This is a genomic window from Actinotalea caeni, assembly GCF_009733795.1.
Lineage (GTDB): Bacteria > Actinomycetota > Actinomycetes > Actinomycetales > Beutenbergiaceae > Pseudactinotalea > Pseudactinotalea caeni.
The window spans coordinates 71,980-98,709 of sequence record NZ_WNXX01000008.1 but is presented as its reverse complement, the minus strand read 5'-3'; the positions used below and the strand labels follow the sequence as shown (position 1 = coordinate 98,709).

30 protein-coding genes are annotated in these 26,730 nt (G+C 73.5%); 19 read left to right on the top strand and 11 right to left on the bottom strand.

Annotation, left to right across the window (positions count from 1 at the left end; genetic code table 11):
- Window positions 1-46: 46 nt before the first annotated feature.
- The 3 genes from GPA02_RS09060 to GPA02_RS09050 are packed head-to-tail and all read right to left on the bottom strand — an operon-like array spanning window position 47 to window position 3,189.
- Window positions 47-892: a carbohydrate ABC transporter permease gene (locus GPA02_RS09060; RefSeq protein ID WP_156199590.1), complete on the bottom strand. Its 846-nt coding sequence runs from the start codon at window positions 890-892 to the stop codon at window positions 47-49.
- Window positions 889-1,818: a carbohydrate ABC transporter permease gene (locus GPA02_RS09055; protein ID WP_156199589.1), complete on the bottom strand. Its 930-nt coding sequence runs from the start codon at window positions 1,816-1,818 to the stop codon at window positions 889-891. Before GPA02_RS09055 ends, GPA02_RS09060 begins: the two co-directional genes overlap by 4 nt.
- A gap of 57 nt (window positions 1,819-1,875) precedes the next feature.
- The gene (locus GPA02_RS09050; protein WP_156199588.1) at window positions 1,876-3,189 is read right to left on the bottom strand and encodes an extracellular solute-binding protein; all 1,314 of its coding nucleotides are present in this window, start codon (window positions 3,187-3,189) and stop codon (window positions 1,876-1,878) included.
- A gap of 480 nt (window positions 3,190-3,669) precedes the next feature.
- Here GPA02_RS09050 and GPA02_RS09045 point away from each other — a divergent pair, with 480 nt between their 5' ends.
- Together GPA02_RS09045 and GPA02_RS09040 are read left to right on the top strand one after the other, a co-directional pair.
- On the top strand, window positions 3,670-4,161 hold the full coding sequence (locus GPA02_RS09045) for a glycoside hydrolase family protein (RefSeq protein ID WP_204986549.1): 492 nt from the start codon (window positions 3,670-3,672) through the stop codon (window positions 4,159-4,161).
- Between the two features lie 151 nt (window positions 4,162-4,312).
- Entirely contained in the window at window positions 4,313-4,762 is a 450-nt protein-coding gene (locus GPA02_RS09040) for a DUF898 family protein (RefSeq protein WP_240133961.1), read from the top strand.
- A 48-nt stretch (window positions 4,763-4,810) separates the two neighbouring features.
- Here the strand turns inward: GPA02_RS09040 and nhaA are convergent, their stop codons facing one another.
- The 4 genes from nhaA to GPA02_RS09020 all read right to left on the bottom strand — a co-directional run bounded on the left by nhaA (window position 4,811) and on the right by GPA02_RS09020 (window position 9,478).
- On the bottom strand, window positions 4,811-6,079 hold the full coding sequence (gene nhaA, locus GPA02_RS09035; RefSeq protein WP_193567850.1) for a Na+/H+ antiporter NhaA: 1,269 nt from the start codon (window positions 6,077-6,079) through the stop codon (window positions 4,811-4,813).
- Between the two features lie 131 nt (window positions 6,080-6,210).
- Window positions 6,211-7,854, bottom strand: coding sequence for an ABC transporter permease (locus GPA02_RS09030; protein ID WP_156199586.1), 1,644 nt, complete (start codon window positions 7,852-7,854; stop codon window positions 6,211-6,213).
- Window positions 7,851-8,789, bottom strand: a complete 939-nt coding sequence (locus GPA02_RS09025) for an ABC transporter ATP-binding protein (protein ID WP_156199585.1) — start codon at window positions 8,787-8,789, stop codon at window positions 7,851-7,853. The genes GPA02_RS09030 and GPA02_RS09025 overlap by 4 nt, the downstream gene beginning before the upstream one ends.
- Before the next feature lie 35 nt (window positions 8,790-8,824).
- Window positions 8,825-9,478, bottom strand: coding sequence for a TetR/AcrR family transcriptional regulator (locus GPA02_RS09020; protein ID WP_156199584.1), 654 nt, complete (start codon window positions 9,476-9,478; stop codon window positions 8,825-8,827).
- 149 nt (window positions 9,479-9,627) lie between these two features.
- On the opposite strand from GPA02_RS09020, the gene GPA02_RS19000 reads away from it, so the two are divergent.
- The 12 genes from GPA02_RS19000 to GPA02_RS08960 all read left to right on the top strand — a co-directional run bounded on the left by GPA02_RS19000 (window position 9,628) and on the right by GPA02_RS08960 (window position 18,737).
- Entirely contained in the window at window positions 9,628-9,864 is a 237-nt protein-coding gene (locus GPA02_RS19000; RefSeq protein ID WP_193567849.1) for a YtxH domain-containing protein, read from the top strand.
- On the top strand, window positions 9,864-10,277 hold the full coding sequence (locus tag GPA02_RS09010) for a phage holin family protein (protein WP_156199583.1): 414 nt from the start codon (window positions 9,864-9,866) through the stop codon (window positions 10,275-10,277). The genes GPA02_RS19000 and GPA02_RS09010 overlap by 1 nt, the downstream gene beginning before the upstream one ends.
- Window positions 10,274-10,540 (top strand): DUF3618 domain-containing protein, encoded by a 267-nt coding sequence (locus tag GPA02_RS09005; RefSeq protein WP_156199582.1) that lies wholly within the window; start codon window positions 10,274-10,276, stop codon window positions 10,538-10,540. The genes GPA02_RS09010 and GPA02_RS09005 overlap by 4 nt, the downstream gene beginning before the upstream one ends.
- Window positions 10,537-11,670: a YihY/virulence factor BrkB family protein gene (locus GPA02_RS09000; protein ID WP_204986548.1), complete on the top strand. Its 1,134-nt coding sequence runs from the start codon at window positions 10,537-10,539 to the stop codon at window positions 11,668-11,670. The genes GPA02_RS09005 and GPA02_RS09000 overlap by 4 nt, the downstream gene beginning before the upstream one ends.
- A 246-nt stretch (window positions 11,671-11,916) precedes the next feature.
- Window positions 11,917-12,798: a manganese catalase gene (locus GPA02_RS08995; RefSeq protein WP_156199664.1), complete on the top strand. Its 882-nt coding sequence runs from the start codon at window positions 11,917-11,919 to the stop codon at window positions 12,796-12,798.
- Between the two features lie 87 nt (window positions 12,799-12,885).
- Complete coding sequence (nadE, locus tag GPA02_RS08990) at window positions 12,886-13,710, top strand: ammonia-dependent NAD(+) synthetase (protein ID WP_156199581.1); 825 nt, start codon at window positions 12,886-12,888, stop codon at window positions 13,708-13,710.
- Window positions 13,707-14,297, top strand: a complete 591-nt coding sequence (locus tag GPA02_RS08985; RefSeq protein ID WP_193567848.1) for a cysteine hydrolase family protein — start codon at window positions 13,707-13,709, stop codon at window positions 14,295-14,297. The genes nadE and GPA02_RS08985 overlap by 4 nt, the downstream gene beginning before the upstream one ends.
- Before the next feature lie 274 nt (window positions 14,298-14,571).
- Entirely contained in the window at window positions 14,572-14,775 is a 204-nt protein-coding gene (locus GPA02_RS08980; protein WP_156199580.1) for a CsbD family protein, read from the top strand.
- A gap of 83 nt (window positions 14,776-14,858) precedes the next feature.
- Window positions 14,859-15,905 (top strand): iron-containing redox enzyme family protein, encoded by a 1,047-nt coding sequence (locus GPA02_RS08975; RefSeq protein ID WP_193567847.1) that lies wholly within the window; start codon window positions 14,859-14,861, stop codon window positions 15,903-15,905.
- Complete coding sequence (locus GPA02_RS08970) at window positions 15,898-16,098, top strand: CDGSH iron-sulfur domain-containing protein (RefSeq protein ID WP_156199579.1); 201 nt, start codon at window positions 15,898-15,900, stop codon at window positions 16,096-16,098. Before GPA02_RS08975 ends, GPA02_RS08970 begins: the two co-directional genes overlap by 8 nt.
- Complete coding sequence (locus tag GPA02_RS08965) at window positions 16,098-17,102, top strand: glycosyltransferase family 2 protein (protein WP_156199578.1); 1,005 nt, start codon at window positions 16,098-16,100, stop codon at window positions 17,100-17,102. The genes GPA02_RS08970 and GPA02_RS08965 overlap by 1 nt, the downstream gene beginning before the upstream one ends.
- 72 nt (window positions 17,103-17,174) lie before the next feature.
- Window positions 17,175-18,737: a SulP family inorganic anion transporter gene (locus GPA02_RS08960; protein WP_156199577.1), complete on the top strand. Its 1,563-nt coding sequence runs from the start codon at window positions 17,175-17,177 to the stop codon at window positions 18,735-18,737.
- Window positions 18,738-18,765: 28 nt separating this feature from the next.
- Here GPA02_RS08960 and fgd read toward each other — a convergent pair whose 3' ends face one another.
- The 3 genes from fgd to GPA02_RS08945 form a co-directional block, all read right to left on the bottom strand.
- Window positions 18,766-19,776, bottom strand: a complete 1,011-nt coding sequence (gene fgd, locus GPA02_RS08955; RefSeq protein ID WP_156199576.1) for a glucose-6-phosphate dehydrogenase (coenzyme-F420) — start codon at window positions 19,774-19,776, stop codon at window positions 18,766-18,768.
- A 79-nt stretch (window positions 19,777-19,855) separates the two neighbouring features.
- Complete coding sequence (locus tag GPA02_RS08950) at window positions 19,856-20,791, bottom strand: formylglycine-generating enzyme family protein (RefSeq protein ID WP_204986547.1); 936 nt, start codon at window positions 20,789-20,791, stop codon at window positions 19,856-19,858.
- A 138-nt stretch (window positions 20,792-20,929) separates the two neighbouring features.
- Window positions 20,930-21,883 (bottom strand): AraC family transcriptional regulator, encoded by a 954-nt coding sequence (locus GPA02_RS08945; RefSeq protein ID WP_156199575.1) that lies wholly within the window; start codon window positions 21,881-21,883, stop codon window positions 20,930-20,932.
- A gap of 78 nt (window positions 21,884-21,961) precedes the next feature.
- Here GPA02_RS08945 and GPA02_RS08940 point away from each other — a divergent pair, with 78 nt between their 5' ends.
- On the top strand, window positions 21,962-22,870 hold the full coding sequence (locus GPA02_RS08940) for an NmrA family NAD(P)-binding protein (RefSeq protein ID WP_156199574.1): 909 nt from the start codon (window positions 21,962-21,964) through the stop codon (window positions 22,868-22,870).
- Between the two features lie 123 nt (window positions 22,871-22,993).
- On the opposite strand, the gene GPA02_RS08935 is transcribed toward GPA02_RS08940, so the two are convergent.
- Window positions 22,994-23,578, bottom strand: a complete 585-nt coding sequence (locus tag GPA02_RS08935; protein WP_156199573.1) for a TetR/AcrR family transcriptional regulator — start codon at window positions 23,576-23,578, stop codon at window positions 22,994-22,996.
- 108 nt (window positions 23,579-23,686) lie between these two features.
- On the opposite strand from GPA02_RS08935, the gene GPA02_RS08930 reads away from it, so the two are divergent.
- The 4 genes from GPA02_RS08930 to GPA02_RS08915 are packed head-to-tail and all read left to right on the top strand — an operon-like array spanning window position 23,687 to window position 26,702.
- Complete coding sequence (locus GPA02_RS08930; protein ID WP_156199572.1) at window positions 23,687-24,139, top strand: hypothetical protein; 453 nt, start codon at window positions 23,687-23,689, stop codon at window positions 24,137-24,139.
- Window positions 24,136-24,633 carry a nitroreductase/quinone reductase family protein gene (locus tag GPA02_RS08925; protein WP_156199571.1) on the top strand — a complete coding sequence of 166 codons (498 nt, stop codon included), beginning with the start codon at window positions 24,136-24,138 and terminating at the stop codon, window positions 24,631-24,633. Before GPA02_RS08930 ends, GPA02_RS08925 begins: the two co-directional genes overlap by 4 nt.
- 36 nt (window positions 24,634-24,669) lie before the next feature.
- A complete protein-coding gene (locus GPA02_RS08920) occupies window positions 24,670-26,013 on the top strand; it encodes a sensor histidine kinase (protein ID WP_156199570.1) in 1,344 nt (447 codons plus the stop codon).
- Window positions 26,010-26,702 carry a response regulator gene (locus tag GPA02_RS08915; RefSeq protein WP_275689720.1) on the top strand — a complete coding sequence of 231 codons (693 nt, stop codon included), beginning with the start codon at window positions 26,010-26,012 and terminating at the stop codon, window positions 26,700-26,702. The genes GPA02_RS08920 and GPA02_RS08915 overlap by 4 nt, the downstream gene beginning before the upstream one ends.
- Window positions 26,703-26,730: the final 28 nt, after the last annotated feature.

Below are 26,730 nucleotides of genomic sequence, written 5' to 3'. Positions count from 1 at the left end.
CAGCAGTCGATCTCTCTCGTCGGACGGGCTCGGGCAGGGGCGGGCGTCAGCCCTTGAGGCCCGAGGAGGCCAGGCTCTGGACGAACCAGCGCTGGAACAGCAGGAACACGACCAGCACCGGCAGCACCATCAGCACGCCGAAGGCGAAGATCTGCCCCCAGTCGTAGGGCGGCTGGCCCTGGAACACCGCGATAGCGAGCGGCAGCGGCCGCTTCTGCGGCTGGTCGATCATCATCACCGGCCACAGGAACGAGCCCCAGGTGGTGAGGAAGGACAGGATCGCGACCGTCGCGAACACCGGCTTCGACATCGGCACGATGATCTGCAGGTACGTGCGCCACACGCCCGCGCCGTCGAGCCGGGCCGCCTCCTCGGTCTCCTTCGGCAGCCCGATGAAGAACGAGTAGAAGAGGTAGATCGAGAACGCGCTCGCGACGAACGGCAGGATCTGGATGTAGTAGGTGTTCCGGTGGTCGTTGAGCGCGTAGAACAGCGGCACCGCGATCGCCTCGAACGGCAGGATCGTCAGCGCGACGACGCCGAGCATGACGGCGTTGCGGCCCACCCACTGCAGCCGCGCCAGCGCGTAGGCGGCCATCGAGTTGACGAGCAGGCCGAACGCCACGACGCACACGGTGACCAGCAGCGACGTGAAGAAGAAGTCGGCGAAGTAGCCGGTGGCGGGGCTGGCGAAGCGCCCGAGCATGCCGGTGTAGTTGTCGAGGGAGAGGTCGCGCGGCACGAACCCGCCGACGCCGTCGATCACCTCCGACGACGGCTTGAACGACCCGATGACCAGGTACGCGATCGGCGCCACGAACACCAGCGCCAGCACGGTGAGGACGAGATAGCTGCCGGCGGTGCGCGCCGGGCGGGAACGACGGGTGGTCATGCGATCTCACGCTCCTCGCGCAGCACGCGGCGCTGGATCAGGGTGATCGTCAGCACGATGAGGAAGAAGAGGACGGTGATGGCCGAGGCGCGGCCGACGTTGTTGGTCTGGAACGCCGTCGTCACGGCCTGGAACATCACGGTGGTGGTCGCGTCCTGGGGGCCGCCGCCGGTCATGATGTAGACCTGGTCGAACAGCCGGAACGACAGGATCGTCGTCACCATCGCGACGAAGATCAGGGTGTTGCGCAGGCCGGGCAGCGTGACGTTGCGCAGCCGCTGCCAGGCGTTCGCCCGGTCCAGGGCGGCGGCCTCGTACAGCTCGGCCGGGATCGACTGCAGCCCGGCGAGGATGATGACCATCTGCAGCCCGGCGCCCTGCCAGATCGACATGACGATGATCGCGAGCAGCGCGGTGCTGGGGTTGCCCAGCCAGTCCTGCGCCGGGATCAGCCCGAACGAGATCGTGTCGAGCACCGAGTTCAGCAGCCCGAGCTCGCCGCGGGTGTAGATCACCTTCCACACGACGGCGACGAGCGCCATCGGGAACACGACCGGCATGAAGAAGAAGGTCCGGAACACCGGCATGCCGCGCAGCGGCTTGTTGAGGAGCAGCGCCAGCGCCAGCGCGAGCGAGGTCTGCAGCGGCACGACGACCGCCGCGAAGATCAGGTTGTTGCGCAGCCCGGTCCAGAAGTCGGTGCGAAAGTCGGGGTCGAGCAGGATGCGCCGGTAGTGCTCGAAGCCGAACCACGACGGCGGCTGCGGGGTGTCGAGGCGGACGTTCTGCGTCGACAGCCAGCCCGCCAGCAGGAACGGCACCAGCACGAACAGGACCAGCCCGACGGCGGCCGGCGCCATCATCGTCCAGCCGGCCAGGGTCTCGCGTCGCCGGGCACCGGACCGGCGGGTCGCCACTGCGCTCATGCGTGCCTCCTCACGGGGTGCGGCGGGCGGGAGCGGTGCCCCCGCCCGCCGCCGTGATCAGTTCTGGCCGTAGCCGTCGTTGTCCTGGAAGTCCAGGTCGATGGTGCGCGCCGCGGAGTCGAGCAGCTCCTGGGCGTTGCCGCCCTCGTAGGCGCCGAAGAACGCCTCGGAGAACTGCTGGCTGATCAACGGGTAGGCCGGGGTGATCGGCCGCGGCACCGCGACGCAGCCCGTGCTCGGGACGTCCTCGCCGCAGGTGGCCTGCAGGGAGGCGGCGAACAGCGCGAGCGGGCCGTCGGCGCCGTAGAGCTCGCTGGACTCCAGCACTGTGGTGGTGGCCGGGGGAGCGGCGTTGGCGTCGGTCATCGCCGCGACCTGCTCGTCGGTGACGAGGAAGTCGAGGAACGCTGCGGCGCCCTCGGCGTTGTCGCTGGCGGGGTTGACGCCCCACGCCCACGAGCCCTGACCGCTCTTCGGGCCGGCGCCGAAGTCGGGCAGCGGCAGCACGACGAGGTCGTCACCGAGCGCCTCGGCGTAGGGGTTGTAGGTCCAGTGGCCGACCCAGCTCAGCGCGACCCGGCCGTCGACGAACGCGGCGTCGTCGGTGTTGGGATCGATGTAGGAGCGCCAGCCGGCGAACCGCTCGACGGCGGCCACGACGTCCGGGTGGTTGATGTTCCCTTCCGCGGTGTTGTCGACGAGGATGTCGTGACCGGTCGACCACACGACGGGCAGGAACCCGTAGGTCGGCCACTCGGCGCCGTAGTTCTCCTTGATGTCGAGCACCTGGCCGTCGTCGTCGACCGCGGCGAGCGCCTCGAGGGCGGCCTCGAACTCGTCGACGGTCCAGGCGTCGTCGAGCCCGGTCGGGTACTCGACGCCGGCGGCCTCGAGCAGCGCGGCGTTGCCGTAGATGCCGAGCGAGGCGTCGAACTGCGAGACGCCGTAGAGCTCGCCGTCGCCGGGGTAGGTGTTCTGCGCGAGCACCGAGTCGGTCTGGTTCTCGACCGTCTCGGGTGCCACGAGGTCGCCGAGCGGCGCGAGCTTGCCGGCGTACACGAGCGAGGCCATCATCGGGCCGTCGTACTCGAGCACGTCGGGCAGCGCGTCCGGCGAGGTGGTGGTGACCGTGCTGGTGTAGTCGGCCTCCGGGACCAGCTGGAGGGTCGCGGTGTAGTCCTCCTGGGACTCGTTGAAGGCGTCGACCGCGGCCTGCAGCGCGTTCACCTCCGACTCCTGGCCCTGGTGCGCCCAGACGGTGACCTCACCGCTGCCGCCGCCCTCCGAGCCGCCGTCACCGCTGCCGCTGCTGCACGCCGTCAGCGCCAGCGCCGCCGCGACGGCGATCCCGATCCTTGTCCGATTGCTCATGTGCCGCTCCCGACGTCTGTGTCTGATCGAGCGATCCGCCGAATCGATTTGGCGAATCGATTTGGCAATGATGGTCTCGGTGTCGGCGGGCTGTCAAGCGGCTGCCGTGACCGACGCCGTCGAGGGCCTACGGTGGCGGTCGTGACCGAGGCCGACCCCGCCCGACGCGCCGACGGCGGTGCGCCCGCCGGCCCCCCGTCCCGCCGCCCCGCTCTACGCCGACCCGGTGCACCACGCACCCACCGACCCGACGCTCGTGCGCGCCCCGGACGGGACGTGGCGGATGCTCTGCACCCAGCGGCGCGCGGCCGACCGCGGGCCGGGCGTGCAGTGGGTGCACGGCACCGACATCGGCGTCGCGGCCTCCGACGACGGCGGCCTGACGTGGCGCTACCTCGGCGTGCTCGACGGCGTCGACCCGGAGGAGGGGCGGAACACCTTGTGGGCGCCGGAGGTGCTCTGGGCGAGGGCAGCTATCACATGTTCGTCAGCCACATCCGCGGTGTGCCCGACCGCTGGGAGGGCCACGAGCGCCGCATCCTGCACCACGTCTCGCCCGATCTCGAGCGGTGGGAGTGCGTGGGCGAGGTGCCGCTGTCGTCGGACCGCGTCATCGACGCGTCCGTCCACCCGCTGCCCGGCGGCGGCTACCGGCAGCGGCAGGGTCTCGTGCTCGACCAGCCCGGCTCGCGTCCGTGGGACGCCACGGTCGGCCGCCACGCCGACGTCGTCGTCGGGACCGACGCCGCCGGTGCCGAGCTCGCCTGGGTCTTCTACTTCACCCACCGTCACGAGCCGGGCGCCGCGACCGGCCCCGACCAGGCGCTCTCACCCCAGCCGGACGTCCCGATCCGCCACGCCACCGACGTGCAGGTCGCGACCCTCACGGTCGTCGACGGCCGGCTGGTCTGCGACCGCGACGGCGTCATCGACCTCGACCTGCGCCGCGCCACCTCGCCGACGCGGACGTGAGCGGGACGGTGGCGCTCTCGTCGCTCGGACCATCGGCGGAGCTGCCATGCCTGCTCGGCGTGTTGCCTGTGACGCCAGGCGAGAAGCCGGTGCCACCCGGCAGGATCCGGGGCTGAGCACGACGGTGTGCAGCCACGCACGAGGAGAGAGCATGAGTGTCAACCCGAGCCAGCCGCAGGACCGTGCGATGTCCTACCCGGGACCGCACCAGAGCGTGGCGCCCGGTTCCTACGTCCCCGCCGTCTCCGGCCCGAGCGGCGCACCGATGCCGATCCAGCCTGCCCCGCACGCGCCGCTGTTCGGGTTCGACGGCGGGGCAGCCACGTGGTTCGGTGTCCAGCTCGGCGGCTTCCTGATCACGCTTCTGACCGCCGGCATCTGCTACCCGTGGGCCGTGGTGATGACCTACCGCTGGAAGACGAAGCACACCTACCTGCAGGGACGCCGGCTGCGCTTCACCGGCACCGCGTTCGGCCTCTTCGGGCACTGGATCAAGTGGCTGCTGCTCATGGTCGTCACGCTGGGCATCTACTCGTTCTGGGTCTACCCGCGACTGACGAAGTGGATCGTCGAGCACCAGGAGCTCGACCCCGTCGGGTGACCTCGCCCACGCGCACCTGAGCGTCGCGCCGGCGCGGCTGCTGGCGGCTCAGCCCGGGTCGTCGACGCCGCCGATCTCGCGGTGGTCGTGGTCGGGCTCGCCGTCGTCGTTCATGTCCGCCTGGCGCGCCTGGTGTGCGTCCCACTGCAGGGTGGCGGCCGCGAGCACGGCGGCCAGCACCGTGCCGAGGAGGACGCCGAGCGTCGCGGCGTCACCGTGCGTGGCGTCGGTGTAGGAGAGCTCCGCGATGAGGAGCGAGACCGTGAACCCGATGCCGGTGAGGAAACCGACCGGGAGCAGGTCTCGCAGCCCGATCGCGTCCGGCAGTCGCAACGGGGTCACCCGCGTCACCAGGGCCGTGACCCCCAGCACGCCGGCGATCTTGCCGATCAGGAGCCCGCCCACGACGGCGGGCAGCACCGGCTCGGTGAAGATGGCGGCGACGCCGTCGCCGTCGACCAGGTTGACCCCCGCAGCGAACAGCGCGAACACCGGCAGCGCCACGAGCGCCGAGATCGGTCGTACCAGGTGCTCGTACCGGTGCACCCGCGACTCCGTCTCGCCGTGGATCGGGCGGGCCGCGACGGTCAGGCCCAGCAGCACGCCGGCGATCGTCGCGTGCACGCCCGAGGCGTGCATGAAGCCCCACGCCACCGCGGCGATCGGGAGCAGCAGCCACCAGCGCGCGTAGCGGGTCCGGGCCACCAGCCCGAACACGGCGACGGCGCCGAGCGAGGCCGCCAGCGCGGGCCAGGAGATCGTGTCGGTGTAGAAGACCGCGATCACGCCGATCGCGAGGAGGTCGTCGACGACCGCCAGCGTCAGCAGGAAAACGCGCAGCGCCACCGGGAGCCCGCGCCCGAAGATCGCCAGCACACCGAGCGCGAACGCGATGTCCGTCGCCGTCGGGATCGCCCACCCGCCCTGGGCGGCCGGGTCACCCAGCAGCGTGACCGTCACCGCGAACACGACAGCGGGCAGCGCCATGCCACCCACCGCGGCGAGCACAGGCACCGCCGCCTGCTGCGGCCGCCGCAGGCTGCCCGCCACCAGCTCGTGCTTGAGCTCGACACCCACCACGAAGAAGAAGATCGCCAGCAGCCCGTCGGCGGCCCAGTGGGCCACGGTGAGGTCGAGGTGCAGGGCGGCCGGGCCCACGACGGCGTCCGACAGCGCGGCATAGGCCCCGCGCCACGGCGAGTTCGCCCAGACGAGCGCGGCGGCCGCCGCGATCAGCAGCAGGGCGCCGGCTGTCGTCTCGGTCGAGCCCCAGCGGTGCAGGCGCGTGCGGAGGGCGGGGCGGGTGTCGACGGGCACAGGGCTCCCAGGGTCGGACCTCCCGCGCGGCAGGGTCGCCGACGCGGCTCGCCGACCAGGCTTCCCGGCACACCGCCGGACATCCTACGTGCCGCTCGGCCCCGGCCCGCGAGGCCGCCGGACCGCGACCGTCACCCGGTGCCGAGCACGTCGCGGCGCCGGTAGGCCGCCACCCCCGCGACGGCCACGGCGGCGGCCACCGCCGTCAGCGTCGCGACACCAGCGGCGGAGACCGGCTCCAGCGGGTGGTCGCCGACGTGCTCGAACGGCGACAGCCAGCCGGCGACGTCGGGCATGTCGAGCATGGGGCCGAAGAACCCGACGACCAGCGCGAGCACCACGACCGCCCACACCAGCGGCAGCCAGCGCGGCACGCCCCCGTAGAGCAGCGCCGCCAGCGCCAGCACCACCCACACGGCGGGCGCGTACGCCACCGTGGCGAGCAGCATCTCGCCGAGCATCCGCGGCTCACCCACGCTCACCGCGGCACCGACCCCGGTCGCCAGCCCGGCGACCACGAGCAGCCACAGCGCGGCGCCCGCGACGACGCCCAGGTGGCTGCCCAGCCACGCGGGTCGCGACACGCTCGCCGCGAGCACCGGCTCGCTGCGGCCGCTGGTCTCCTCGGTGCGGACGGTCTGCGCCGCGAGCACGGCGTAGACGGCGACGGTCAGCCCGAACGTGAGCGCCAGCACCGCGAGGAAGCCGGCGCCGATGTCCTCCGTGCCGCCGAGCACGACCAGCAGCTCCTCCGGTGCGCCCTCGAACGCCTCCAGTGCCGGGCCGGTGAACGCGCCGTAGGCGCCGCCGGCGACGGCGAGCGCCAGCGACCAGCCCACCACCTGGGTGCGCTGCAGCCGCCACGCGAGGGCGAGGGGGCTGCGCAGCCACGACGCGGCCCGGGCCGAGCCGAGCCGGGGCGGCACCAGGCCGGCGCCGACGTCACGCCGGACCGACAGCGCGTACCCGAGCGCCGCCGTCAGGACCGCCGCCACGACCGAGATCGCCAGCGGCCACCACCGGTCGAGCACGTACGGCGCCGTCTGCTGCCCCCAGCCGATCGGCGACAGCCACGACAGCACGTTGCCGTGCTCCGACGTCATGTCGCCGAGCGCCCGCAGCGCGAACGACCCGCCCAGCACCGCGCCGGCGGCGCCCGCAGCGGCGCGCGGGTACTCCGACAGCTGCACCGTCGTGGCCGCGACCCCTGCGAACGTGAGACCGACCGCGCCGACCGCGGCGGCGAACAGCCACGAGCCCGGCCCCGGGAACCCCTGGCCGGTCATCAGCAGCCCGACCAGCAGGGCCACCGCCACGTTCATCGCTGCTGTCAGCAGCAGCGCAGCCGTGAGCTGTGCGTGGCGTCCGACGACGCCGGCGCGGACCAGCTCGGCACGCCCCGAGTGCTCCTCGGCCCGGGTGTGCCGCACGACGGTGAGCAGGCTCATCAACCCCGCCCCGACGAGCACGTAGGTGCCGTACAGACCGGCGAGCAGGTGCTCCAGCCGGGGGTCCTCCATGCCGTAGCCGGGGCCGCCGAACAGCGCCCCCATCGGGCCCTGGAGCAGCGGTGCCACGGCCCGGATGTCCTCCGGGGTCGCGTAGATCTGCTCGAGCGCCGTCACGAAGTACCCCATGAGCGCGGTCAGCCCCAGCACCCAGGCGGGCAGCCGCACCCTGTCGCGCCGCACCATGAACCGCAGCAGCACTCCCGTGCCGCTGATCGCGGCGGTTCCGGAGCGCCTCGCGCCCCGGCTCGCGGTGGTGCTGCTCATCGGACCGAGGCCTCAGCCGCTGCCGGGAGACCGTCGCCGTAGTGCCGCAGCAGCAGCTGCTCCAGGGTCGGCGGATGGGCGGTGATCGCCTGCACCTCGAGACCGGCGAGCTCCCTCATCAGCCCGGCCACGTGCGCGCCGTCGACCTCGAACGTGACCTGACCGCCCTCGGTCCGGACGTCGTGGATCCCCGGCAGCGCGGCGAGCCCGTCCGTCGGTCGGCCCGTGAGGACGGTGACCGTCGTGCGGGTGAGGTGCCGCAGCTCCTGCAGCGACCCGCTCTCGACGATGCGCCCGTCGCGGATGATCGAGATCCGGTCGGCCAGCGCCTCCACCTGCGCGAGCACGTGGCTGGACAGCAGCACCGTCCGCCCCGCCGCCCGTGCCTCGCGGATGCACTCCTGGAAGACCGCCTCCATGAGGGGATCGAGCCCGGCGGTCGGCTCGTCGAGCAGCAGCAGCTCGACGTCGGAGGCCAGCGCGGCGACCAGCGCGACCTTCTGCCGGTTGCCCTTGGAGTAGGTGCGTCCCTTCTTCCTGGGGTCGAGGTCGAACCGCTCGCAGAGCTCGTCGCGGCGTGCGGCGTCGGTGCCGCCGCGCAGCCGTGCGAGGAGGTCCATCGCCTCGCCGCCGGTGAGGTTGGGCCAGAGCTCGACGTCGCCCGGCACGTAGGCCAGGCGGCGGTGCAGCGCGACGGCGTCGGTCCACGGGTCGCCGCCGAGCACCCGGGCGGTGCCGCCGTCGTGGCGCAGCAGGCCGAGCAGGATACGGATGGTCGTCGACTTGCCGGCGCCGTTGGGGCCGAGGAAGCCGTGCACCTCGCCCCGACCGATCTCGAGGTCGAGACCGTCGAGGGCGACGACGTCGCCGTAGGACTTGCGGAGGTCGCGGACCTCGACGACGGGCGCGTCGAGATCCCGCACGGGTGCGGTCATGAGGTTCCTTCTGGTCGGTGGGTCTGCTGGCGCGGTCAGGCCTGGGCCTGCTCGCGCGCCGGCGGGTCGCCCACGTACATCAGGTACTCGTCGAGCATCCGGCGGTCGGCGAGGAAGCCCTGCGTGAACAGCTCGAGGAGCGGCAGGGTCGTGGAGTCGAGGTGCCGGCGCAGGCACGCCACCAGCTCGTCGCCGTCGCGAGGCGCGTCCAGGGACAGCCGGAGCGCGAGGTGGCCGAGCGCGCTCTCGGTCAGGTAGCGCACCCTCGCCCCCTCGTCGTGGCTCGGCCGCACCACCCCTGCGGCGACGGCGTCGGCGACGTAGCCCATCGCGTCGTCGACCATGTGCTGGACGAACGTGCGCGCGTGCTCGCCGCCCGCCTGCACGCTGCGAGCGATGTAGGCGACGTACGGCACCAGCCCGTCGACCATGGCGAGACGGGTGAGCAAGGAGGCCCCGGCGTCGGTCATCCCCTCGCGCTTGAGGTCGCGCACCACGGCGAGGACGTGCTCGTCGCAGGCGCGGTGCAGGGCGTCCTTGGAGCCGAAGAGCTGCACGATCCTGCCGGCGCTCACGCCGGCCTCGGCGGCGACCGAGCGCAGCGGGGCGCCGAGGCCCTCGCGCCCGAACACCCGGACCGCGGCCTCGCGGATCGTCTCCGCCGTCGTCGACGGCGCTGCTAAACGCATGTTTAGAGGCTAGGTGAGCGGCGCAGCCGTGTAAAGGGCCCGACCGATACCCGCCGCGCTGCATGCCTCGGGCGTCGACGGGTACCGGGGTGTCACGCACCGAAGGGCGTGGCCGACCGGTCGCGTCTCCCCCACCCGAGAGGGGCACCATGAAGGGCAAGATCGCACTGCTGGTCGGGATCGGCGTCGGGTACGTGCTCGGCACGCGCGACGGCCGTCAGCGCTACGAGAAGATCAAGGCCAAGGCCGACGAGCTCTGGCACAGCGACGAGGTCCGCAGCAAGGTGGCCGACGTCCAGGACAAGGTCGCCTCGGTCACCGGGCTCGGCGGCGGCAACGGTCAGGACTCCGGCGGATCGAGCACCGGCTACCCGCAGGGGCACTGATGGTGACGCCGTCGCAGGAGCCCACCGGCACCTCCGACCGCTCCACGGGCGAGCTCGTCGCCGACCTCACCGAGCAGATCAGCACGCTCGTGCGGCAGGAGCTGCAGCTCGCCCAGCAGGAGATGCGCGCCAAGGCGCGCGGCGTCGGGACCGGCGCCGGCATGTTCGGCGCCGCCGGGCTGCTGGCGCTGTACGGCGTCGGCGCCCTGGTGATCACCGCGATCGCCGCGCTGTCGCTCGTCCTCGAGGTGTGGCTTGCCGCCCTCGTGGTCACGCTCGTGCTGCTCGCCGCGTCCGGCGTCGCGGCCCTCGTCGGCAAGCGCAAGGTCGACGAGGCGCTGCCGCCGACGCCCGAGCACACGATCGCGAGCGTCAAGAAGGACATCGCCGCCGTCACCGGGGAGGACCGATGACCACCGCCGCGCACCCCGACGACCCGCCGGAGGGCGTCGCCGCCATCGAGGACGACATCCGCCGCACGCGCGCCGAGCTGCGCGACACCGTCGACGCGCTCTCCGACAAGCTCGACGTCGGAGCACGCGCCCGGCCGTACCTCGCGCGGGCGCGCGCCGCCGTCCTCACCCCGGAGGGGCGGCCCCGGCCCGAGACGCTCGCGCTCGCCGCGGTCGCCGCCGCCGGTGTGGTGGTGCTGCTCCTGGCCCGCTCCCGCCGATGAGTCGTCACGCCGGGGCGGGCGAGGCCCGGGCGCCCGAGGGCCCCACCGACCTCACCAAGCCCTCCTGGACCTACGTGCTGCGGCGCACGGTCCGGGAGATGCTGCGCGACCAGTGCACCGACCTCGCGGCCGCGCTCACGTACTACTCGGTGCTGTCGCTGTTCCCGGCGCTCATCGCGATGCTGTCGCTGCTGGCGCTCACCGGCCAGCAGGAGGACACCGTCGCCACCGTGCTCGACACCCTGCGGCAGGCCGGCGCGGCCTCGGCCGCCGACACCCTCGAGCCCGTGCTCACCGAGCTCAGCCAGACGCCGCGCGCCGGCCTCGTCCTGATCGGCGGGCTCGCCGTCGCGCTGTGGTCGGCGTCGAACTACGTCAACTCCTTCGGCCGTGCGATGAACCGCATCTACGAGATCGACGAGGGCCGCCCGATCTGGAAGCTGCGCCCCGTCATGCTGGTGCTGACGGCGCTGATCGTCGTGCTCGCGGCCCTCGTGGCCCTCGGTCTGGTGATCACCGGGCCGGTCGCGCGAGCGATCGGCGACGTCGTCGGGCTGGGGGCGGTCGCGGTGACGGTCTGGAACGTCGCCAAGTGGCCGGTGATGCTCGCCGTCGTCGTCGTGATCGTCGCGCTGCTGTACTTCGTGACCCCCAACGTGCGGCAGCCGCGGTTCCGCTGGATCAGCGTCGGCGCCGTCGTCGCGATCCTCACGTGGGTCGTCGCCTCGGCGCTGTTCGGGCTGTACGTGGCGAGCTTCTCCAGCTACAACGCCATCTACGGGTCGCTCGCCGGCGTCATCGTGTTCCTGCTGTGGCTGTGGATCACCAACCTCGCGCTGCTGTTCGGCGCCGAGCTCGACGCCGAGCTGGAACGCGGTCGCGAGCTGCAGGCCGGCGTCGCCGCCGAGCGGAGGGTGCAGCTGCCGCTCAAGGACGACGCCGCGATCGTCAAGAAGGAGCGCACCCGCGCCGAGGACGTCGCGCGTGGCCGCCGGCTGCGCCGCAGCGCGGGCGCGAGCGAGGAGCCGTCCGAGGCCGCGGACGGACGCGTGAGCGCAGCGGGTGAGGATGAGTCGCCCAGGCGCGCGGACGCTGCACCGGAGGAGCGCCCCGCGCGCGGCGAGCGCTGAGCACGGCGGCGGAGACCGGGCGCTCGACGGGCGCTCGGGCCGCTGCACGCGCGGTTGCGACGCCGTCGAGCGCCCGGTCTCCGCCGCGGCTCCCGACGCCGGACCGCCGCCCGGGGCCGCGCAGATACTCCCGCGCAGGCTGCGGTGTCAACCCGGTGGAACGCGCCACCCGCGCGTGGTGCCCTGACGGAGGCGCCGCCCATGGTCGCCCGACCGATCCCCGTCGCGGCGCCGGACGGAGGCACGATGTTCTTCCACAAGCAGGAGCTCCAGTTCAACGCCACACCGGAGCGCCCGGACGCCGTCTACGCCCGCAAGCTGCAGGAGGTGCTGGGCGGCCAGTACGGCGAGATCACGGTCGCCATGCAGTACCAGTTCCAGGCCTGGAACATGCACATCCCGGGCAAGTACCGCGACCTCGTCTTCGGCATCGGGGCCGAGGAGCTGGGCCACGTCGAGATGCTCGCGATCATGATCGCGCAGCTGCTCGAGAAGGCGCCCCTGGGGATCACCGAGGAGGCGGTGCAGGACGACCCGACGGTCGCGGCGATCGTCGGCGGCACCGACGTGCAGCACGCGATCGTCGCCGGTGCCGGCGCGCGACCGGTCGACAGCAACGGCAACCCCTGGCAGGGCAGCTACATCACCGCGAGCGGCAACCTGCTCGCCGACTTCCAGGCCAACGCGAACGCCGAGATGCAGGGCCGCGTGCAGGTGGCGCGGCTCTACCACATGACCGACGACCACGGCGTGCGGGACCTGCTCGCCTTCCTGCTGGCGCGGGACACGATGCACCAGAACCAGTGGCTGGCCGCGGTCGCGGAGCTGCAGGAGGAGGGCGCCGAGAAGCTGCCTGTGCCGAGCAACTTCCCGCTCGAGAAGGAGCACCGCGAGGTCGCCACCCAGTACCTGAACTTCTCCGACGGCGTGCACGCCAAGGAGGGCTCGTGGGCGTCCGGGCCGACCCCGGACGGGCACGGCGAGTTCAGCTACCACGACGGCCCGACGACGACCGCCCCGATGCCGCCGCCCACCCACCCGGACTCGCGGTTCTACGGCACGACCGAGCTGCCCAACGTCGTCGAGAAGCTCGCCGGGCGCGCGCAGGACGCGCTGAACAAGGAGTGAGCGACGGCGCCGTCCCGACCGGTCCGTGGCCCTCGACCCCCGCAGCCGGAGGGGGTCGAGGGCACCGGACCGCGTAGCGTGGTCGGCATGCGCGAGCTGCAACGGAGGATCGTCGAGGAGATGGGCGTCCAGCCCGACATCGACCCCGCCACCGAGATCGAGCGGAGGGCGCGGTTCCTCGCCGACTACCTCGAGAAGACCGGCGCACGCGGCTACGTGCTCGGCATCTCGGGCGGCCTGGACTCCACGCTCGCCGGGCGGCTCGCCCAGCTCGCGGTGGAGCGGCAACGCGCGGCCGGCGGTGACGCGGTCTTCGTCGCCGTGCGGCTGCCCTACCGGGTGCAGCACGACGAGGACGACGCCCAGGCGGCCCTGGAGTTCGTGGCCGCCGACGAGGTGGTGACGTTCGACGTCGGCGAGGCGGTCGACGCGTTCGAGGCCGAGTACCTGCGCGCGACCGGTCGGCCGGTCACCGACTTCACCAAGGGCAACACCAAGGCCCGGCTGCGGATGGTCGCGCAGTACGCGCTCGCGGGCGACCGCGGCCTCGTGGTGATCGGCACCGACCACGGCTCGGAGTCGGTCACCGGGTTCTTCACGAAGTTCGGCGACGGCGCCGCCGACGTGCTGCCGCTGTTCGGTCTGGACAAGCGGCAGAACCGGGAGGTGCTGCGCGAGCTCGGCGCACCCGAGCGGCTGTGGGCCAAGGTGCCCACCGCCGACCTGCTCGACGGCGTGCCCGGCCAGCCCGACGAGGTCGAGCTCGGGCTCACCTACGACGACATCGACGCCTACGTCGAGGGCCGCGAGGTGGCCGACGGCGTCGCCGAGCGCATCGAGGCCGCGTGGCGCCGGACGCGCCACAAGCGCACCACACCGGTCACCCCGAGCGACACCTGGTGGACGGCGTGACCGCCACCGCGTCGCGCTCGGCGCTCGCGCTGCTGCTCATCGACCTGCAGAACGCCTACTTCGAGGCGCCCGAGCTCGCCGCCGTCAAGGACGAGCTCGTCGCCCGCGCCAACGAGCTGGTCGCCGCCGCGCGCGAGGCCGGCCGCCCGGTCGTGCTCGTGCGCACCGAGCACGAGCGGGACCGCTCGACGTGGACGATCAACATGCACGCCGACGACGAGGGCTTCGCGTTCCCCGGCACCGCGCAGGCCGCCTACGTCGACGAGCTCGACACGACCGACGCCGTCGACATCACCAAGACCCGCGACGACGCCTTACACGGCACCTGCCTCGACGAGGTCCTCACCGAGCTCGGTGTCACCCACCTGCTGCTGGGCGGGGTGTCGACCCACAGCTGCGTCGCCGCGACCGCCACCTCGGCGTTCGCGCACGACTACCACGTCGCGATCGCGGGCGACGCGATCGCCTCGGAGAACACGGGCCTGTCGGAGGCGATGCTGGAGTTCCTCACCGACGAGATGCGCCAGCCCGTCCTCGACCAGGCCGCGAGCCTCGCGCTGCTGCGCGACGGCCCGGCCGACGCCTGAGCCGGGCACTCCGACCACACCCGCCACCACGACACCGGGCCGCCCCCACCCCCGGCCGGCACCACCCCGCCGCCCCCAGCCGCCGAGATCGAGCTTCTGAGTCGAGATCGAGGATCTGCACCCTCGATCTCGACCCAGAAGCTCGATCTCGACGCCGTGGACCGAGCACGCGGGGATGCGTGCATATCCCGTCGCGTGCATGCACCGTTGCTCAACGGGTACCGGCGAGGCAGCCGCTGACATCCCTGGCGGCCAGGTGTGGAAGGAGAAGCACATGGGTCTCGACGACAAGATCGGGAACAAGGCTCAGGAAGCCCTCGGCAAGGCCAAGGAGGGCGTCGGCGACGCTACCGACGACCGCGAGCTGCAGGCCGAGGGTGCCGCCGACCAGGCGGGCGCGAAGGCCAAGCAGGCCGGCGAGTACCTCAAGGACGGCCTCCGCGACGCCGCCGACGGCATGCGGGACGCCTCCCGCTGATCCGTCACCCCGGCACCGACCGGACGGGCCCTCGAGCCCGCCGGTCGGTGCCGTCCTCTCCCACCACCCTTCCGGAGGACCCCGTGGTCACCACCACCCTCGACACGGCCACCCAGCAGCCGTTCACCTCGCGCGGGCCGCTGAGCGACGCGGTGCTGCGCCGCCTCACGGGCACCGAGCGGGACCGGGCGCTCGACGCCCTCGCACGCTCCGCCGTCGCCGGCACCGCGGACGTCGTCCGCGACGACGACATCCAGCTCGCCCTCTTCACCCTCTACGCCTCCGCCTACGGCTCGATCCCGGCGCTCGCGGCCGACCTCGAGTGGGACCCGGCGCTCATCGAGACCAGGCTGCTGCTCGAGGCAGGCCTCGAGCACGCCGTCCGGGCCGCGGTCCCGGTGCCGGAGCTGCCGCCGCCGACAGGCGACGCCGTCGCCCGCGCACTGTTCCACCTCACCAGCGACGACACCGGCCCCAGCCTGTCGCGCTACCTCGCCAAGCGCGCGACCGCCGAGCAGGTGCGCGAGTTCTTCGTGCAGCGCTCGATCTACACGCTCCGCGAGGCCGACCCGCACTCGTGGGCGATCCCGCGGCTGTCCGGCCGCGCGAAGGCGGCACTCGTCGAGATCCAGGCCGACGAGTACGGCGGCGGCCGGCCCGACCGCATGCACGCGGCGATCTTCGCGAAGGCGATGCGCGCCGTCGGGCTCGACGACACCTACGGCGCCTACGTCGACGACGTCCCCGCCGTCACGCTCGCCTCGCACAACCTCATGTCGATGATCGGTCTCAACCGGCGGCTCCTCGGTGCGATCGTCGGGCACCTGGCGGCGTTCGAGATGACGTCGTCGATCCCCAACCGCTTCTACGCCACCGGGCTGCGCCGGCTCGGCCACGGCGAGGACGTCACCGACTACTTCGACGAGCACGTCGAGGCCGACGCCGTCCACGAGCAGATCGCCGGGCGCGACCTCGCGGGTGCGCTGGCCGAGGACCGGCCCGAGCTGCTGCCGGACATCATGTTCGGCGCCGCCGCGTGCCTGGCGGCCGACGCCTGGGTCGGCGGTCACATGCTGACGGCGTGGGAGCACGGCCGGTCGTCGCTGCGGAGGTCACCCGACCATGGCTGAGGAGCGCGCGACCATCACGCCCTACCCGGACGGCCCGATCCTGGTCCGTGGCGACGTCGACCTCCTCGGGCCCGACGGCGCCCCGATCGAGCGCCGGCGTCGCACCGTCGCGCTGTGCCGGTGCGGGCTGTCGACGATCAAGCCCTTCTGCGACGGGTCGCACAAGCCCGCCGGGTTCCGCACGGACGACTGATGGGCCCGCGGCTCCCGGCGGAGTGCGTGATCCCGCTGCGGTGGTCGCCCGGCGAGCCGTGCGACGAGATGACCGCGTACCTGGGCCGGCTGCGGGACTGGCTCGACGTCACGGTCGTCGACGGCTCCGAGCCGGTCGCCTTCGCCGAGCACGCGCGGGCCTGGGGCGCGCTCGTGCGCCACGTCCCGGTCGCGTGCGACCGCGGCGCGAACGGCAAGGTGAACGGGGTGCTCACCGGGCTCGCGCTCGCGCGGCACGAGATCGTCGTGCTCGCCGACGACGACGTCCGGCACGACCGTACGACCCTCGCCCGGCTGGTAGCAGCCGCGGCGGGCGCGGACCTCGTCCGACCGCAGAACCACTTCGACCCGCTGCCCTGGCACGCCCGCTGGGACACCGCACGCTCCCTGCTCAACCGGGCGGTCGCCTGCGACTACCCGGGCACGTACGCGGTGCGCCGCTCGGCGCTGCTGCCGGGCGGCTACGACGCCGACGTGCTGTTCGAGAACCTCGAGATGGAGCGCACGGTGCGGGCACGCCTCGGGGTCGTGCTCGACAGGCCCGACATCCTCGTCGTGCGCCGCCCGCCGGACGTGCGGCAGTTCCTCGACCAGCGTGTGCGGCAGGCCTACGACGACCTCGCGCAGCCCGGCCGGTTGCTGCTGGAGGCCGCGGTGCTGCCGGTGCTGCTCGGCTCGCGGCACCGGGCCCGGGCGGCCGGGCTGCTCGCGCTGGCGCTCGTCGGGCTCGCCGAGGTGGGCCGACGGCGCGCCGGGGGCCGCGCCGTCTTCCCGGCGTCGTCGGCGCTGTGGGCGCCGGCGTGGGGCGCCGAGCGCGCCGTGACCGTCTGGCTCGCGCTGCTGCAGCGGCTGCGCGGCGGTGTGCCGTACCGCGGCCGCTGGCTGCGCCGCGCCGCGACCCCGGCGCGGGTGCTGCGCCGTCGCCTCGGGACCCTGCGCGCGCCGGCCGGTCCGCCGTCCGGCACGCGCAGGGCTAGGGTGTAGGCCGTCCAGCGCAGCGTCGCGCGCTCCACCCGGCCGCCGACGGCCGGGCTCACAGATCGAAGGAGCCGCAGCGTGCCCGAGACCCCTGCGCCCCAGCACGACCCCGCGCAGCCGACCGACGCCACCGCGGCGCCCGCCCCGGTCGAGGGGCCGCCTGAGGCCGACACGTCCTGGTCGGTGCGGTCCGCGCTGCGCTCGCCGCGCCGGCTGCGCACCGAGGTGCTGGGCGGCCTGGTCGTGGCGCTCGCCCTGATCCCCGAGGCCATCGCGTTCTCGATCATCGCCGGCGTGGACCCCAGGCTGGGCCTGTTCGCGTCCTTCACCATGGCGGTGACGATTGCGATCGTCGGCGGCCGGCCCGCGATGATCTCCGCCGCGACCGGCGCCGTCGCGCTCGTCGTCGCCCCGGTCGTGCGCGACCACGGCGTCGACTACCTGCTCGCCACCGTCGTGCTCGGCGGGCTGCTCCAGGTCGCGCTCGGCGCGCTCGGCGTCGCACGGCTCATGCGGTTCATCCCGCGCTCGGTGATGGTCGGGTTCGTCAACTCGCTCGCGATCCTCATCTTCGTCGCGCAGCTGCCGCACCTGGTCGACGTGCCGTGGCAGGTGTACCCGCTGTTCGCCGTCGGGATCGTCGTCATGGTGCTGCTGCCGCGCTGGACCACCGTCGTGCCGGCGCCGCTGGTCGCGATCGTGCTGCTGACCGCGGTGACCGTGCTCGCCGCGATCCGGGTGCCGACGGTCGGCGACGAGGGCGAGCTGCCCGAGTCGCTGCCGCAGCTGCTGGTCCCCGACGTCCCGCTCACCTGGGAGACGCTGCGCATCGTCGCGCCGGTCGCGCTCACGATGGCGGTGGTCGGGCTGCTGGAGTCGCTGCTCACCGCCAAGCTCGTCGACGACATCACCGACACCCACTCGAACAAGACCCGCGAGGCGTGGGGGCAGGGCGTCGCCAACGTCGTCACCGGGTTCTTCGGCGGCATGGGCGGCTGCGCCATGATCGGCCAGACGATGATCAACGTGAAGGTCTCGGGCGCCCGCACCCGGATCTCGACGTTCCTCGCCGGGGTGTTCCTCCTCGTGCTCGTCGTCGGGCTGGGCGACCTGGTGGCGATCATGCCGATGGCCGCGCTGGTCGCGGTCATGGTGATGGTCGCCGTCGGCACCTTCGACTGGCACTCGGTGCGCTGGCGCACCCTGCGCCGGATGCCCCGCTCCGAGACGCTGGTCATGCTGACGACGGTCGGGGTCACCGTCGCCACCGACAACCTCGCCTACGGCGTGCTCGCAGGCGTGCTGGCCGCGATGGTCGCGTTCGCGCGCCGCGTCGCCCACCTCACCCGGGTGGTCCGGCTCGACGCCAGCGACGACGGCGACCGGCGGGTCTACGCCGTCGAGGGCGAGCTGTTCTTCGCCTCCTCCAACGACCTCGTGTACCAGTTCGACTACACCGGCGACCCGCGCGAGATCGTCATCGACGTGTCGAAGGCGCACATCTGGGACGCGTCCTCGGTCGCGGCGCTCGACGCCGTCGCGCAGCGCTACGAGCGCAGGGGCAAGACGGTCACGATCGTGGGGATGAACGACGACAGCGCCCGCCGGCACTCCCGGCTCGCCGGCACCCTGGGCGGCTGAGACCGCCAGGACGGCCCGGTCGCCTCGCTCAGCCCTCCCGCAGCAGCGGCGCGACATCGCGGCTGAACAGCTCGATCGCCCGCCGCTGGTCGTGCCCGGGGAAGTGGAACACCAGGTGGTTGAGGCCCCAGTCGACGTACTGGCGCACCTGCGCCGCGACCTCCTCGGGGTCGGAGCCGACGATCCAGCGCGACGCGATCTGCTCGATCGGCAGCGCGTCTGCGGCCTTCTCCATCTCCAGCGGGTCGGTGATGTCGTGCTTCTGCTCCTTGCTCAGCGCGAGCGGGGCCCAGAAGCGGGTGTTCTGCAGCGCGGCGTCGGCGTCGGTGTCGTAGGAGATCTTGATCTCGATCATCCGGTCGATCGACTCGACGTCACGGCCCGCCTTCTCCGCGCCCTCGGCGACCGCCGGCAGCAGCTGCTCGGTGTAGAGCTCGGCGCCCTTGCCCGACGTGCAGATGAAGCCGTCGCCGGCGCGGCCGGCGTAACGGGCGACGACGGGGCCGCCCGCCGCGACGTAGATCGGCACGCCGCCGTCGGGGGTGTCGTAGATCGAGGCGTCGACGGTCGAGTAGTGCTCGCCCTCGAAGGTCACCCGGTCACCGGTCCAGAGCGCCCGCATGAGGTCGACGGCCTCCCGGAGCCGCGCGAAACGCTCCTTGAACGGCGGCCACTCGCCCTTCCAGCCCGAGGCGATCTCGTTGAGCGCCTCGCCGGTGCCGACGCCGAGGAACACCCGGCCCGGGTAGAGCAGACCCATCGTGGCGAACGCCTGCGCGACGACAGCCGGGTTGTACCGGAACGTCGGCGTCATCACGCTCGTGCCCAGCCGGATCGTCGAGGTCCGCTCGCCGACCGCCGTCAGCCACGCGAGCGAGAACGGCGCGTGCCCGCCCTCGTGACGCCACGGCTGGAAGTGGTCGGAGACGGTCGCGGACTCGAATCCCGCGCCCTCGGCCACGACGGCCAGCTCCACCAGCTCCCGCGGCGCGAACTGCTCCGCGGACGCCTTGTACCCCAGTCGCAGCGGCAGTGTCATCGGTGTTCCTCCCGGAGTCGGCACGCAGACGGCGGCGGGCCGGCACGACCGTCCGGCACGCACACCCGACGCTAGTCGGTCACCGGTCGAACGCGACCCGGAAGCCCTGGTTGCCCGAGGAGGAGTCCGGGGTGTTGCTGGTGCGGGCGGCGACCCGGTAGCGGTTGCAGTAGGAGTCGTGGCACAGGTAGGAGCCGCCGCGCATCACGCGGGCCTCGCCGTGAGCCGGGCCGCGCGGGTCGTGCTGGACGGCGGTGGTGTGCTCGGTGCCCCATCGGTCGGCGACCATCTCCCACACGTTGCCCGCGACGCCGTACAGGCCGTAACCGTTCGGTGGGAACGCCCGCACCGGGCAGGTGCCGCGGTAGCCGTCCTCCGCGGTGTTCCTGGTGGGGAAGCGCCCCTGCCAGATGTTGCACATGTGCACCCCGCCCGGGGTGAGCTCGTCGCCCCAGGGGTAGCGCGCCTGGACCAGCCCGCCGCGCGCGGCGTGCTCCCACTCCGCCTCGGTGGGCAGCCGGCCGCCGACCCAGGCCGCGTAGGCCTCGGCGTCGCGCCACGACACGTGCACCGCGGGGTGGTCGGCCCGGTCGGTGACGTCGGAGCCGGGCCCCTCGGGCGCGCGCCACGACGCGCCCTCGACGGCGCACCACCACGGCGCCTGCTCCACGCGCGGCGACACCGCACGCAGCGCGGCCGGCAGGAAGCCCGCGAAGACGTAGGACCAGCCGATCTCCTCCGCCTCCGTCACGTACCCGGTGGCCTCGACGAACGCGGCGAGCTGCGCCGTCGTCACCTGCGTGGCGCCGATCGCGTACGGCGACAGCACGACCTCGCGGACCGGGCCCTCGCCGTCGAGCGGGTTGGCATCCGGGTCGTCGCCGCCCATGAGGAACGAGCCGCCGGCCAGCTCGACGACGTCGCCCGCCGGCCCGCCCGACCCGGCGACGGCGACCGGTCGCCCGGCCGCGCTCGCCGGCCGCGACGGCGCGCAGCACGCTCTCGTCTCGACCACGCCGCCAACCTAGCCGCGCCCGCAGCCACCGAGCTCGCACCGTCCCGCCGAGTTCGCACCGGGCGCGGTGCGAACTCGGCGGGACGGTGCGAACTCGGCGTCGGGGTGGCTGTGGGTGAACGGGTGGGGTGGCCGTCGTCAGCCGGTGCTCGCGACCGCCCGCGGCCGGTCACGGAACTGCTTCGGCGACAGACCGCGCAGGCGCTTGAACGCGACGCTGAGCGCGAAGGCGTTGGAATAGCCCACCTCGCGCGCGATCGACTCGATCGTGCGATCGGTGCTGCGCAGCAGGTCCGCCGCCAGCGCGATCCGCCAGGCGGTGAGGTAGGCCATCGGGGTCTCACCGACGGCCGCCGTGAACCGCCGGGCCAGTGCCGCACGGGAGCAGCCGACGTGCGCCGCGAGGCTCGCCACGGTCCACGGGTGCGCCGGGTCGTCGTGCAGCGCCCGCAGCGCCGGGCCCGCCACTGGGTCGTTGAAGGCGCCGTACCAGCCGGGCGCACCGGCCTCGGAGCGTGCGAACCAGGCGCGCAGCGTCGCGACGAGCGCGATGTCGAGCAGCCGGTCGAGCACGACCTGCTGACCGGGCCCGTCGCGGTCGACCTCCTCCAGCAGCAGCCGCATGACGGGACCCTGGACCTCGGCGGCGGGGACGACCAGCACCGGTGGCAGCGCGTCGAGCAGCTTGCCGGTCACGTCGCTGGTGACCTGGTAGGTGCCGCTCGCGAGGACCGCGGACCCGTCCGGGGTGCGGCCGCTGGTGCGCGGCCCCAGCCGCAGCGCAGCGGTGAGGTCCGTGCCGTCCACCGCGGCCAGTCGGTTGCCCTCGTGGACGACGATGTCCGGCACGGTGCCCGGCGAGTCGGCCACCGTGTAGTGGTCGGGCCCCTTGACGACGGCGACGTCGCCCACCTCGAGACGGCGCGGCTCGCCGTCGTCGGGCACCACCCACGCGTGGCCCCGCAGCACGGTGGCGAAGGCGAGCGCGGCGCCGTCGGCGATCCGCAGGCCCCACGGCGGCTCGAGCACCGCCTGGCAGAACGCGGCGGTCCGCGCACGGACGCCGTCGAGCAGGTCGGTCAGGGGGTCCATCGGATCAGCGTAGACGCTCGCGCATGAAAGTGCTCCTCTCAGATATGGAAAGGCTCATCCCGCTGTCCTTGACTGGCCGTGTCGAACCACACCACGACCCATCACCAGGAGGACGACATGTACGCGATCACCGGGATCACCGGCCACGTCGGCGGGGCCGTCGCCACAACCTTGCTCCAGCACGGACTGCCGATCCGCGCGCTCGTGCGCGACGGCGAGAAGGGCGCGCCCTGGGCCGCGCGCGGCGCCGACGTCGCGGTCGCCGACCTCGGCGACCGGCTCGCGCTCGCCGACGCGCTGCGGGGCGCCGAGGGCGCCTTCGTCATGCTGCCCACGCTGCCCTCGGGCACCGACGCCGACCACGACCGCCTGGTCGGCTCGATCGCGGCGGCGGTCGCCGTCAGCGGCGTGCCGCACGTCGTCGCGCTCTCGTCGTGGGGCGCCGAGCTCGCCGACGGCAACGGGCCGATCCGGTGGCTGCACCGGTTCGAACACGCGCTGCGCGCGACCGGCGCGACCGTCACCGCCGTGCGCGCCTGCCACTTCCAGGAGGCGGTCGAGCCGGTCCTCGGTGCCGTGCTCGACGCGGGCGTCCTGCCCGTCTTCGGCGACGACGTCGACCGGCCGGTGCCGATGGTCGCGACCTGCGACGTCGGGGCGCTCGCGGCCGAGCTGCTGCAGGCACCGCCGCGCACGCACCAGGTGGTCGCGGTCGAGGGACCGGTGGTCACCGACCGCGAGATCGGCGCGATGCTCGCGGCCGAGCTGCGCCGCGATGTCCAGGTGGTGCCGCTGCCGCGCAGCGAGTGGGAGCCCACCCTCCAGCAGGCGGGGACGAGTGCTGCGCTCGCCGCCGAGATCGCCGGGCTCTACGACGCCGACCTCGCCGGCGTGCTGCAGCCGCACGGCGACCGCCGGGTCGTCGGGTCGACGCCGCCGTCGGCGACGATCCGCGACCTCCTCACCGCCGCGGTCTCGGCGGCCTGAGCGCTCGCCCGCCCGCGCCATCCCCGCGCCGAGTTCGCACCGTCCCGCCGAGTTCGCACCGTGCACGGTGCGAACTCGGCACCAAGGTGCGAACTCGGCGGGGTCCGGGCGGTTCGGGGCGGGTCAGTCGTCGGCGCCGGCCCAGATGGCGCGCAGCGGGCTCAGGCCCTCCTCGACGTAGCCGGCGATCGGGTGCTCGCCGCCGTCCTCGAACCACAGCTCGAGCGCGGCGAGGTAGCCGAAGGCGAGCGCGCTCGCGGCCACGCGCGCCTGGCCGGGTGTCAGTCCGTCCGGCGTCTGCAGCATCGGCGCCACCTCGCGCGCGATGCGCTCGAGGTTCGCGCAGACGGCGGCGCGCACGGCGGGCTCGGAGACGAAGTACCGCACGCGCCGCCAGGGCGTCTCGACACCCTGCTCGGCAGCCGCGGCCTCGTAGCGCCGCACCGCCGCGACCAGCGACGACACCGGGTCGAGCGGGTCGAACCGCTCCCGCAGCTGCTCGGGGCTCATCGCGTCGAACTCGTCGGCGACCAGCAGCCCCTCCTTGGTACCGAAGTAGCGGTACACCGACGACGGCGAGACCTCCGCGGCGGCCGCGACCTGCTCGATCGTCACGTTGGCGAACCCGCGCTCGTCGAAGAGGTCCAGCGCGCGCTCCTGGATCGTCTGCATCGCCTCGCGCCGCCAGCGCTCTCGCAGTCCCGCCATGGCACGAGCGTACCGCTCTGACAGTCACTATCAGAAAGGTCTTGACTCTCTCGTTCGTATAAGAGACAGTTGCTCTGCAACTGACAGTCACTTTCAGAACGGAGTCGTATGACCACCGCCACCACCACCGCCCCCGAGACCCGCCGCAGCCGGGCACCGCAGCGCTGGCTCTGGGCCGGGCTCGCCACCACCGTGCTCGTCACCGCCGGGAGCCTCGCCGCCTCGTCGGTCATCAGCGACCACGTCCAGGCCTCCTACCCGTCGTTCACGGCGGAGGAGGTCGGTGCCGCGACCACGGCGTACCAGGTGATCCTGCTCGTCGTCGGCCTGCTCGGCGTCGGCGGCTGGCTCGTCACCCTGTGGGGCGCCCGGCGCCGGGCCCGCTGGACCACCTGGGTCGCCGTCGCGCTGCTGCTCGGCGCGCTCGTCGTGGCCGTCACCGGCCTGACCCTGCAGGACACCTCCGGCGACGTCGGGCTCGCGCCTCTGCAGGGTTGGCTCCAGCTCGCGCCGTGCGTCGTCGGCGCGCTCGCCGTGGCCTCGCTGTGGCGCCGCCGATGACCGCAGCGCTCAAGCGTCGGCTGTACCGCGGCGGCCGCCCGGGCCGGCTGATGCGCGTCTGGAACCGGGTCGACACCGTGCTGTACCGGCTGCCCCTGCTGCGCCGCTCCGCGGCGGCCGTGCTCACCGTGCGCGGCCGCCGCTCGGGGCGGCTCGTGCAGGTGCCGGTCGCCGTCGCGGAGGTCGACGGCGTCGCGCACCTCGTCTCGATGCTCGGCCCGGGCGCGGGCTGGGTGCGCAACGTCGAGGCCGCCGGCGGCCGCGCCCGCCTGCACTGGCGCGGGCGCGAGCGCGACGTCCTGCTCGCGTCGGTGCCGGTCGAGGACCGGCCGCCGGTGCTGCGCCGCTACCTCGCGGTCGCCCCCGGCGCCCGCCCGCACGTGGGGCTCGGCCCGGACGCCTCGCTCGCCCGGCTGCGCAAGGTCGCGGACCGGCTGCCCGTCTACCGGGTGCTGGACGCGGCGTCGGCCCCGCCGATGGGGGAGGATGCCTGACGTCGGAGGACGTCGAGCGCGCGGAGGTGTGACCGGATGGCCGAGCAGCCGCACCGGCCGCCCCGGGCGCGCCCGCCGGACGAGCGGCACCGCTCGCCGCAGCGCGTCGTCGACGCCGCGCAGCAGAACGTGGTGCGCCGCGTCGAGCAGCTGATCCAGCGCGTCGGTGTGCGGCTGCTCTCGCGCGACTGGCTGTGGGCTCTCACCTGGCTGCTGATGGCGGTCGGGCTCGCGGTGAACGCCGCGACGATGCCAGCGCTCTACGACGCCGTCGTGCCGATCGCGCTCGCGACCGCCGTCGTGCAGGCGGCCAGCCTGGTGTGGGCGCTCACTCGCCCGTGGCTCGCGGTCGCGGGCGCGACGGTCGCCACGCTCGCGACCGCCCTGCTCACCGCCACGGCCGACGGCGGCTGGCCCTGGCCGATCCCGGTCGTCACGCTGGTCACGCTCGCGCTCACGGTGTTCGTGCTGGCGGTGCGTGCGAGCTGGCCGGCGCCCGTCGCCGGTGCGCTGGCGCCCGTCGCGGCCGCCATCCTTGCCTCGCTGCCGTGGCAGGAGGGCCGGCAGGGCGCGGTCGCCACCAACCTGGTGACGGCGATCTCGGTGCTCGCGCTCGTCGTCACGTTCGGGATCCTCGTGCACCAGTGGCTGCGCAGCCGCGCCGAGCTGCTCGAGCAGCAGGAGATCGTCGCGCACGCGCAGGAGCGTCAGCTCCTCATGGAGGAGCGCAACCGGATCGCGCGCGAGCTGCACGACGTCGTCGCCCACGGGCTCTCGGTCATCTCGATCCAGGCCTCGACGATGCAGTACCGGATCCCCGACGTCGGCGAGGAGGTCGTCGCCGAGCTCGAGGACATCACCGACTCCGCGCGCCGCGCGCTCGTGGAGATGCGCGGGCTGCTCGCGGTGCTGCGCCAGGAGGACGCCGAGAAGGAGCTCGCGCCGCAGCCCACGATGGCGGTGGTGCCGGCGCTGGTCGAGTCGAGCAGGCGCGGTGCCGAGACCGTCAGGCTGCACGTCGACGGCGACCTCGACGACCCGCGGGTCTCCGAGGCCACCTCGCTCACGGTCTACCGGATCGTGCAGGAGGCGCTGAGCAACGCGCTGCGGCACGCACCCGGCGCCGAGATCGACGTCCGGCTCACGATCGGCGCCGACCGGGTCGTCGTCGAGGTGGAGAACTCCCGCCCCACCCGGGCGCCCCGGCCCAGCGACGGCGAGGGGTTCGGGCTGCGCGGCATGCGCGAGCGGGCGGGGTTCGTGCACGGCTCCCTGGTCGCCGAGCCCACCGCGGCGGGCGGCTTCCTCGTCCGCGCGGCGCTGCCGAGCCGGCAGGGCGAGGCCGCCGCGGGTGAGAGGATCGAGGGGGACCAGCAGTGACCGAGGGGCACGACGTGCACGACGACGCACCGATCCGCGTCGCCATCGTCGACGACCAGGCGATGGTGCGCGCCGGCTTCGGCGCGCTGCTGGCCGCGCAGGACGGCATCGAGGTGGTCGGCGACGCCTCCGACGGCGCGGCCGCCGTCGACCTCGTGCGGCGCACCCGCCCCGACGTCGTCCTCATGGACGTGCGGATGCCGGAGGTCGACGGGATCGAGGCGACCAGGCGGATCGCGGCGCTCGACGACGTCGACCCCCGCATCGTCATCCTCACCACCTTCGACCTCGACCAGTACGTGTTCGAGGCGCTGCGCGCCGGTGCGAGCGGCTTCCTCCTCAAGGACGCGCCGGCCTCCGACCTCGTGCACGCGGTCCGGGTGGTGGCGGCCGGCGAGGCGCTGCTCAGCCCCTCGATCACACGCTCGGTCATCGCCGAGTTCGTCGCGCAGCCGACACGCACGCAGCCCGACGACGCCCGGTTCGCCGACCTCACCGAGCGCGAGCTCGCGGTCACCCGGCTCGTCGCGCGCGGGCTGTCGAACGCCGAGATCGCGGCCGAGCTCTACCTGGCCGAGCAGACCGTCAAGACCCACGTCAGCCGGGTCCTCATGAAGCTCGGGCTGCGGGACCGGACGCAGATCGTCGTGGCCGCGTACGAGAGCGGTCTCGTGACCGTCGGGTCCTGACCGTCACTCTCGAGTAGCACCCAGGTCG

Coding starts and splice junctions, on each gene's coding strand:
- GPA02_RS08930 (WP_156199572.1), top strand. CDS start 23,687: ATGACCACCGCCACCACCACCGCCCCCGAGACCCGCCGCAGCCGGGCA.
- fgd (WP_156199576.1), bottom strand. CDS start 19,776: ATGACACTGCCGCTGCGACTGGGGTACAAGGCGTCCGCGGAGCAGTTC.
- GPA02_RS09030 (WP_156199586.1), bottom strand. CDS start 7,854: ATGAGCAGCACCACCGCGAGCCGGGGCGCGAGGCGCTCCGGAACCGCC.
- GPA02_RS19000 (WP_193567849.1), top strand. CDS start 9,628: ATGAAGGGCAAGATCGCACTGCTGGTCGGGATCGGCGTCGGGTACGTG.
- GPA02_RS09060 (WP_156199590.1), bottom strand. CDS start 892: ATGACCACCCGTCGTTCCCGCCCGGCGCGCACCGCCGGCAGCTATCTC.
- GPA02_RS08995 (WP_156199664.1), top strand. CDS start 11,917: ATGTTCTTCCACAAGCAGGAGCTCCAGTTCAACGCCACACCGGAGCGC.
- GPA02_RS09010 (WP_156199583.1), top strand. CDS start 9,864: ATGGTGACGCCGTCGCAGGAGCCCACCGGCACCTCCGACCGCTCCACG.
- GPA02_RS09055 (WP_156199589.1), bottom strand. CDS start 1,818: ATGAGCGCAGTGGCGACCCGCCGGTCCGGTGCCCGGCGACGCGAGACC.
- GPA02_RS08980 (WP_156199580.1), top strand. CDS start 14,572: ATGGGTCTCGACGACAAGATCGGGAACAAGGCTCAGGAAGCCCTCGGC.
- GPA02_RS08965 (WP_156199578.1), top strand. CDS start 16,098: ATGGGCCCGCGGCTCCCGGCGGAGTGCGTGATCCCGCTGCGGTGGTCG.
- nadE (WP_156199581.1), top strand. CDS start 12,886: ATGCGCGAGCTGCAACGGAGGATCGTCGAGGAGATGGGCGTCCAGCCC.
- GPA02_RS09020 (WP_156199584.1), bottom strand. CDS start 9,478: ATGCGTTTAGCAGCGCCGTCGACGACGGCGGAGACGATCCGCGAGGCC.
- GPA02_RS08970 (WP_156199579.1), top strand. CDS start 15,898: ATGGCTGAGGAGCGCGCGACCATCACGCCCTACCCGGACGGCCCGATC.
- GPA02_RS08925 (WP_156199571.1), top strand. CDS start 24,136: ATGACCGCAGCGCTCAAGCGTCGGCTGTACCGCGGCGGCCGCCCGGGC.
- GPA02_RS08945 (WP_156199575.1), bottom strand. CDS start 21,883: ATGGACCCCCTGACCGACCTGCTCGACGGCGTCCGTGCGCGGACCGCC.
- GPA02_RS09005 (WP_156199582.1), top strand. CDS start 10,274: ATGACCACCGCCGCGCACCCCGACGACCCGCCGGAGGGCGTCGCCGCC.
- GPA02_RS09045 (WP_204986549.1), top strand. CDS start 3,670: ATGTTCGTCAGCCACATCCGCGGTGTGCCCGACCGCTGGGAGGGCCAC.
- GPA02_RS09000 (WP_204986548.1), top strand. CDS start 10,537: ATGAGTCGTCACGCCGGGGCGGGCGAGGCCCGGGCGCCCGAGGGCCCC.
- GPA02_RS09025 (WP_156199585.1), bottom strand. CDS start 8,789: ATGACCGCACCCGTGCGGGATCTCGACGCGCCCGTCGTCGAGGTCCGC.
- GPA02_RS09040 (WP_240133961.1), top strand. CDS start 4,313: ATGAGTGTCAACCCGAGCCAGCCGCAGGACCGTGCGATGTCCTACCCG.
- GPA02_RS08920 (WP_156199570.1), top strand. CDS start 24,670: ATGGCCGAGCAGCCGCACCGGCCGCCCCGGGCGCGCCCGCCGGACGAG.
- GPA02_RS09050 (WP_156199588.1), bottom strand. CDS start 3,189: ATGAGCAATCGGACAAGGATCGGGATCGCCGTCGCGGCGGCGCTGGCG.
- GPA02_RS08935 (WP_156199573.1), bottom strand. CDS start 23,578: ATGGCGGGACTGCGAGAGCGCTGGCGGCGCGAGGCGATGCAGACGATC.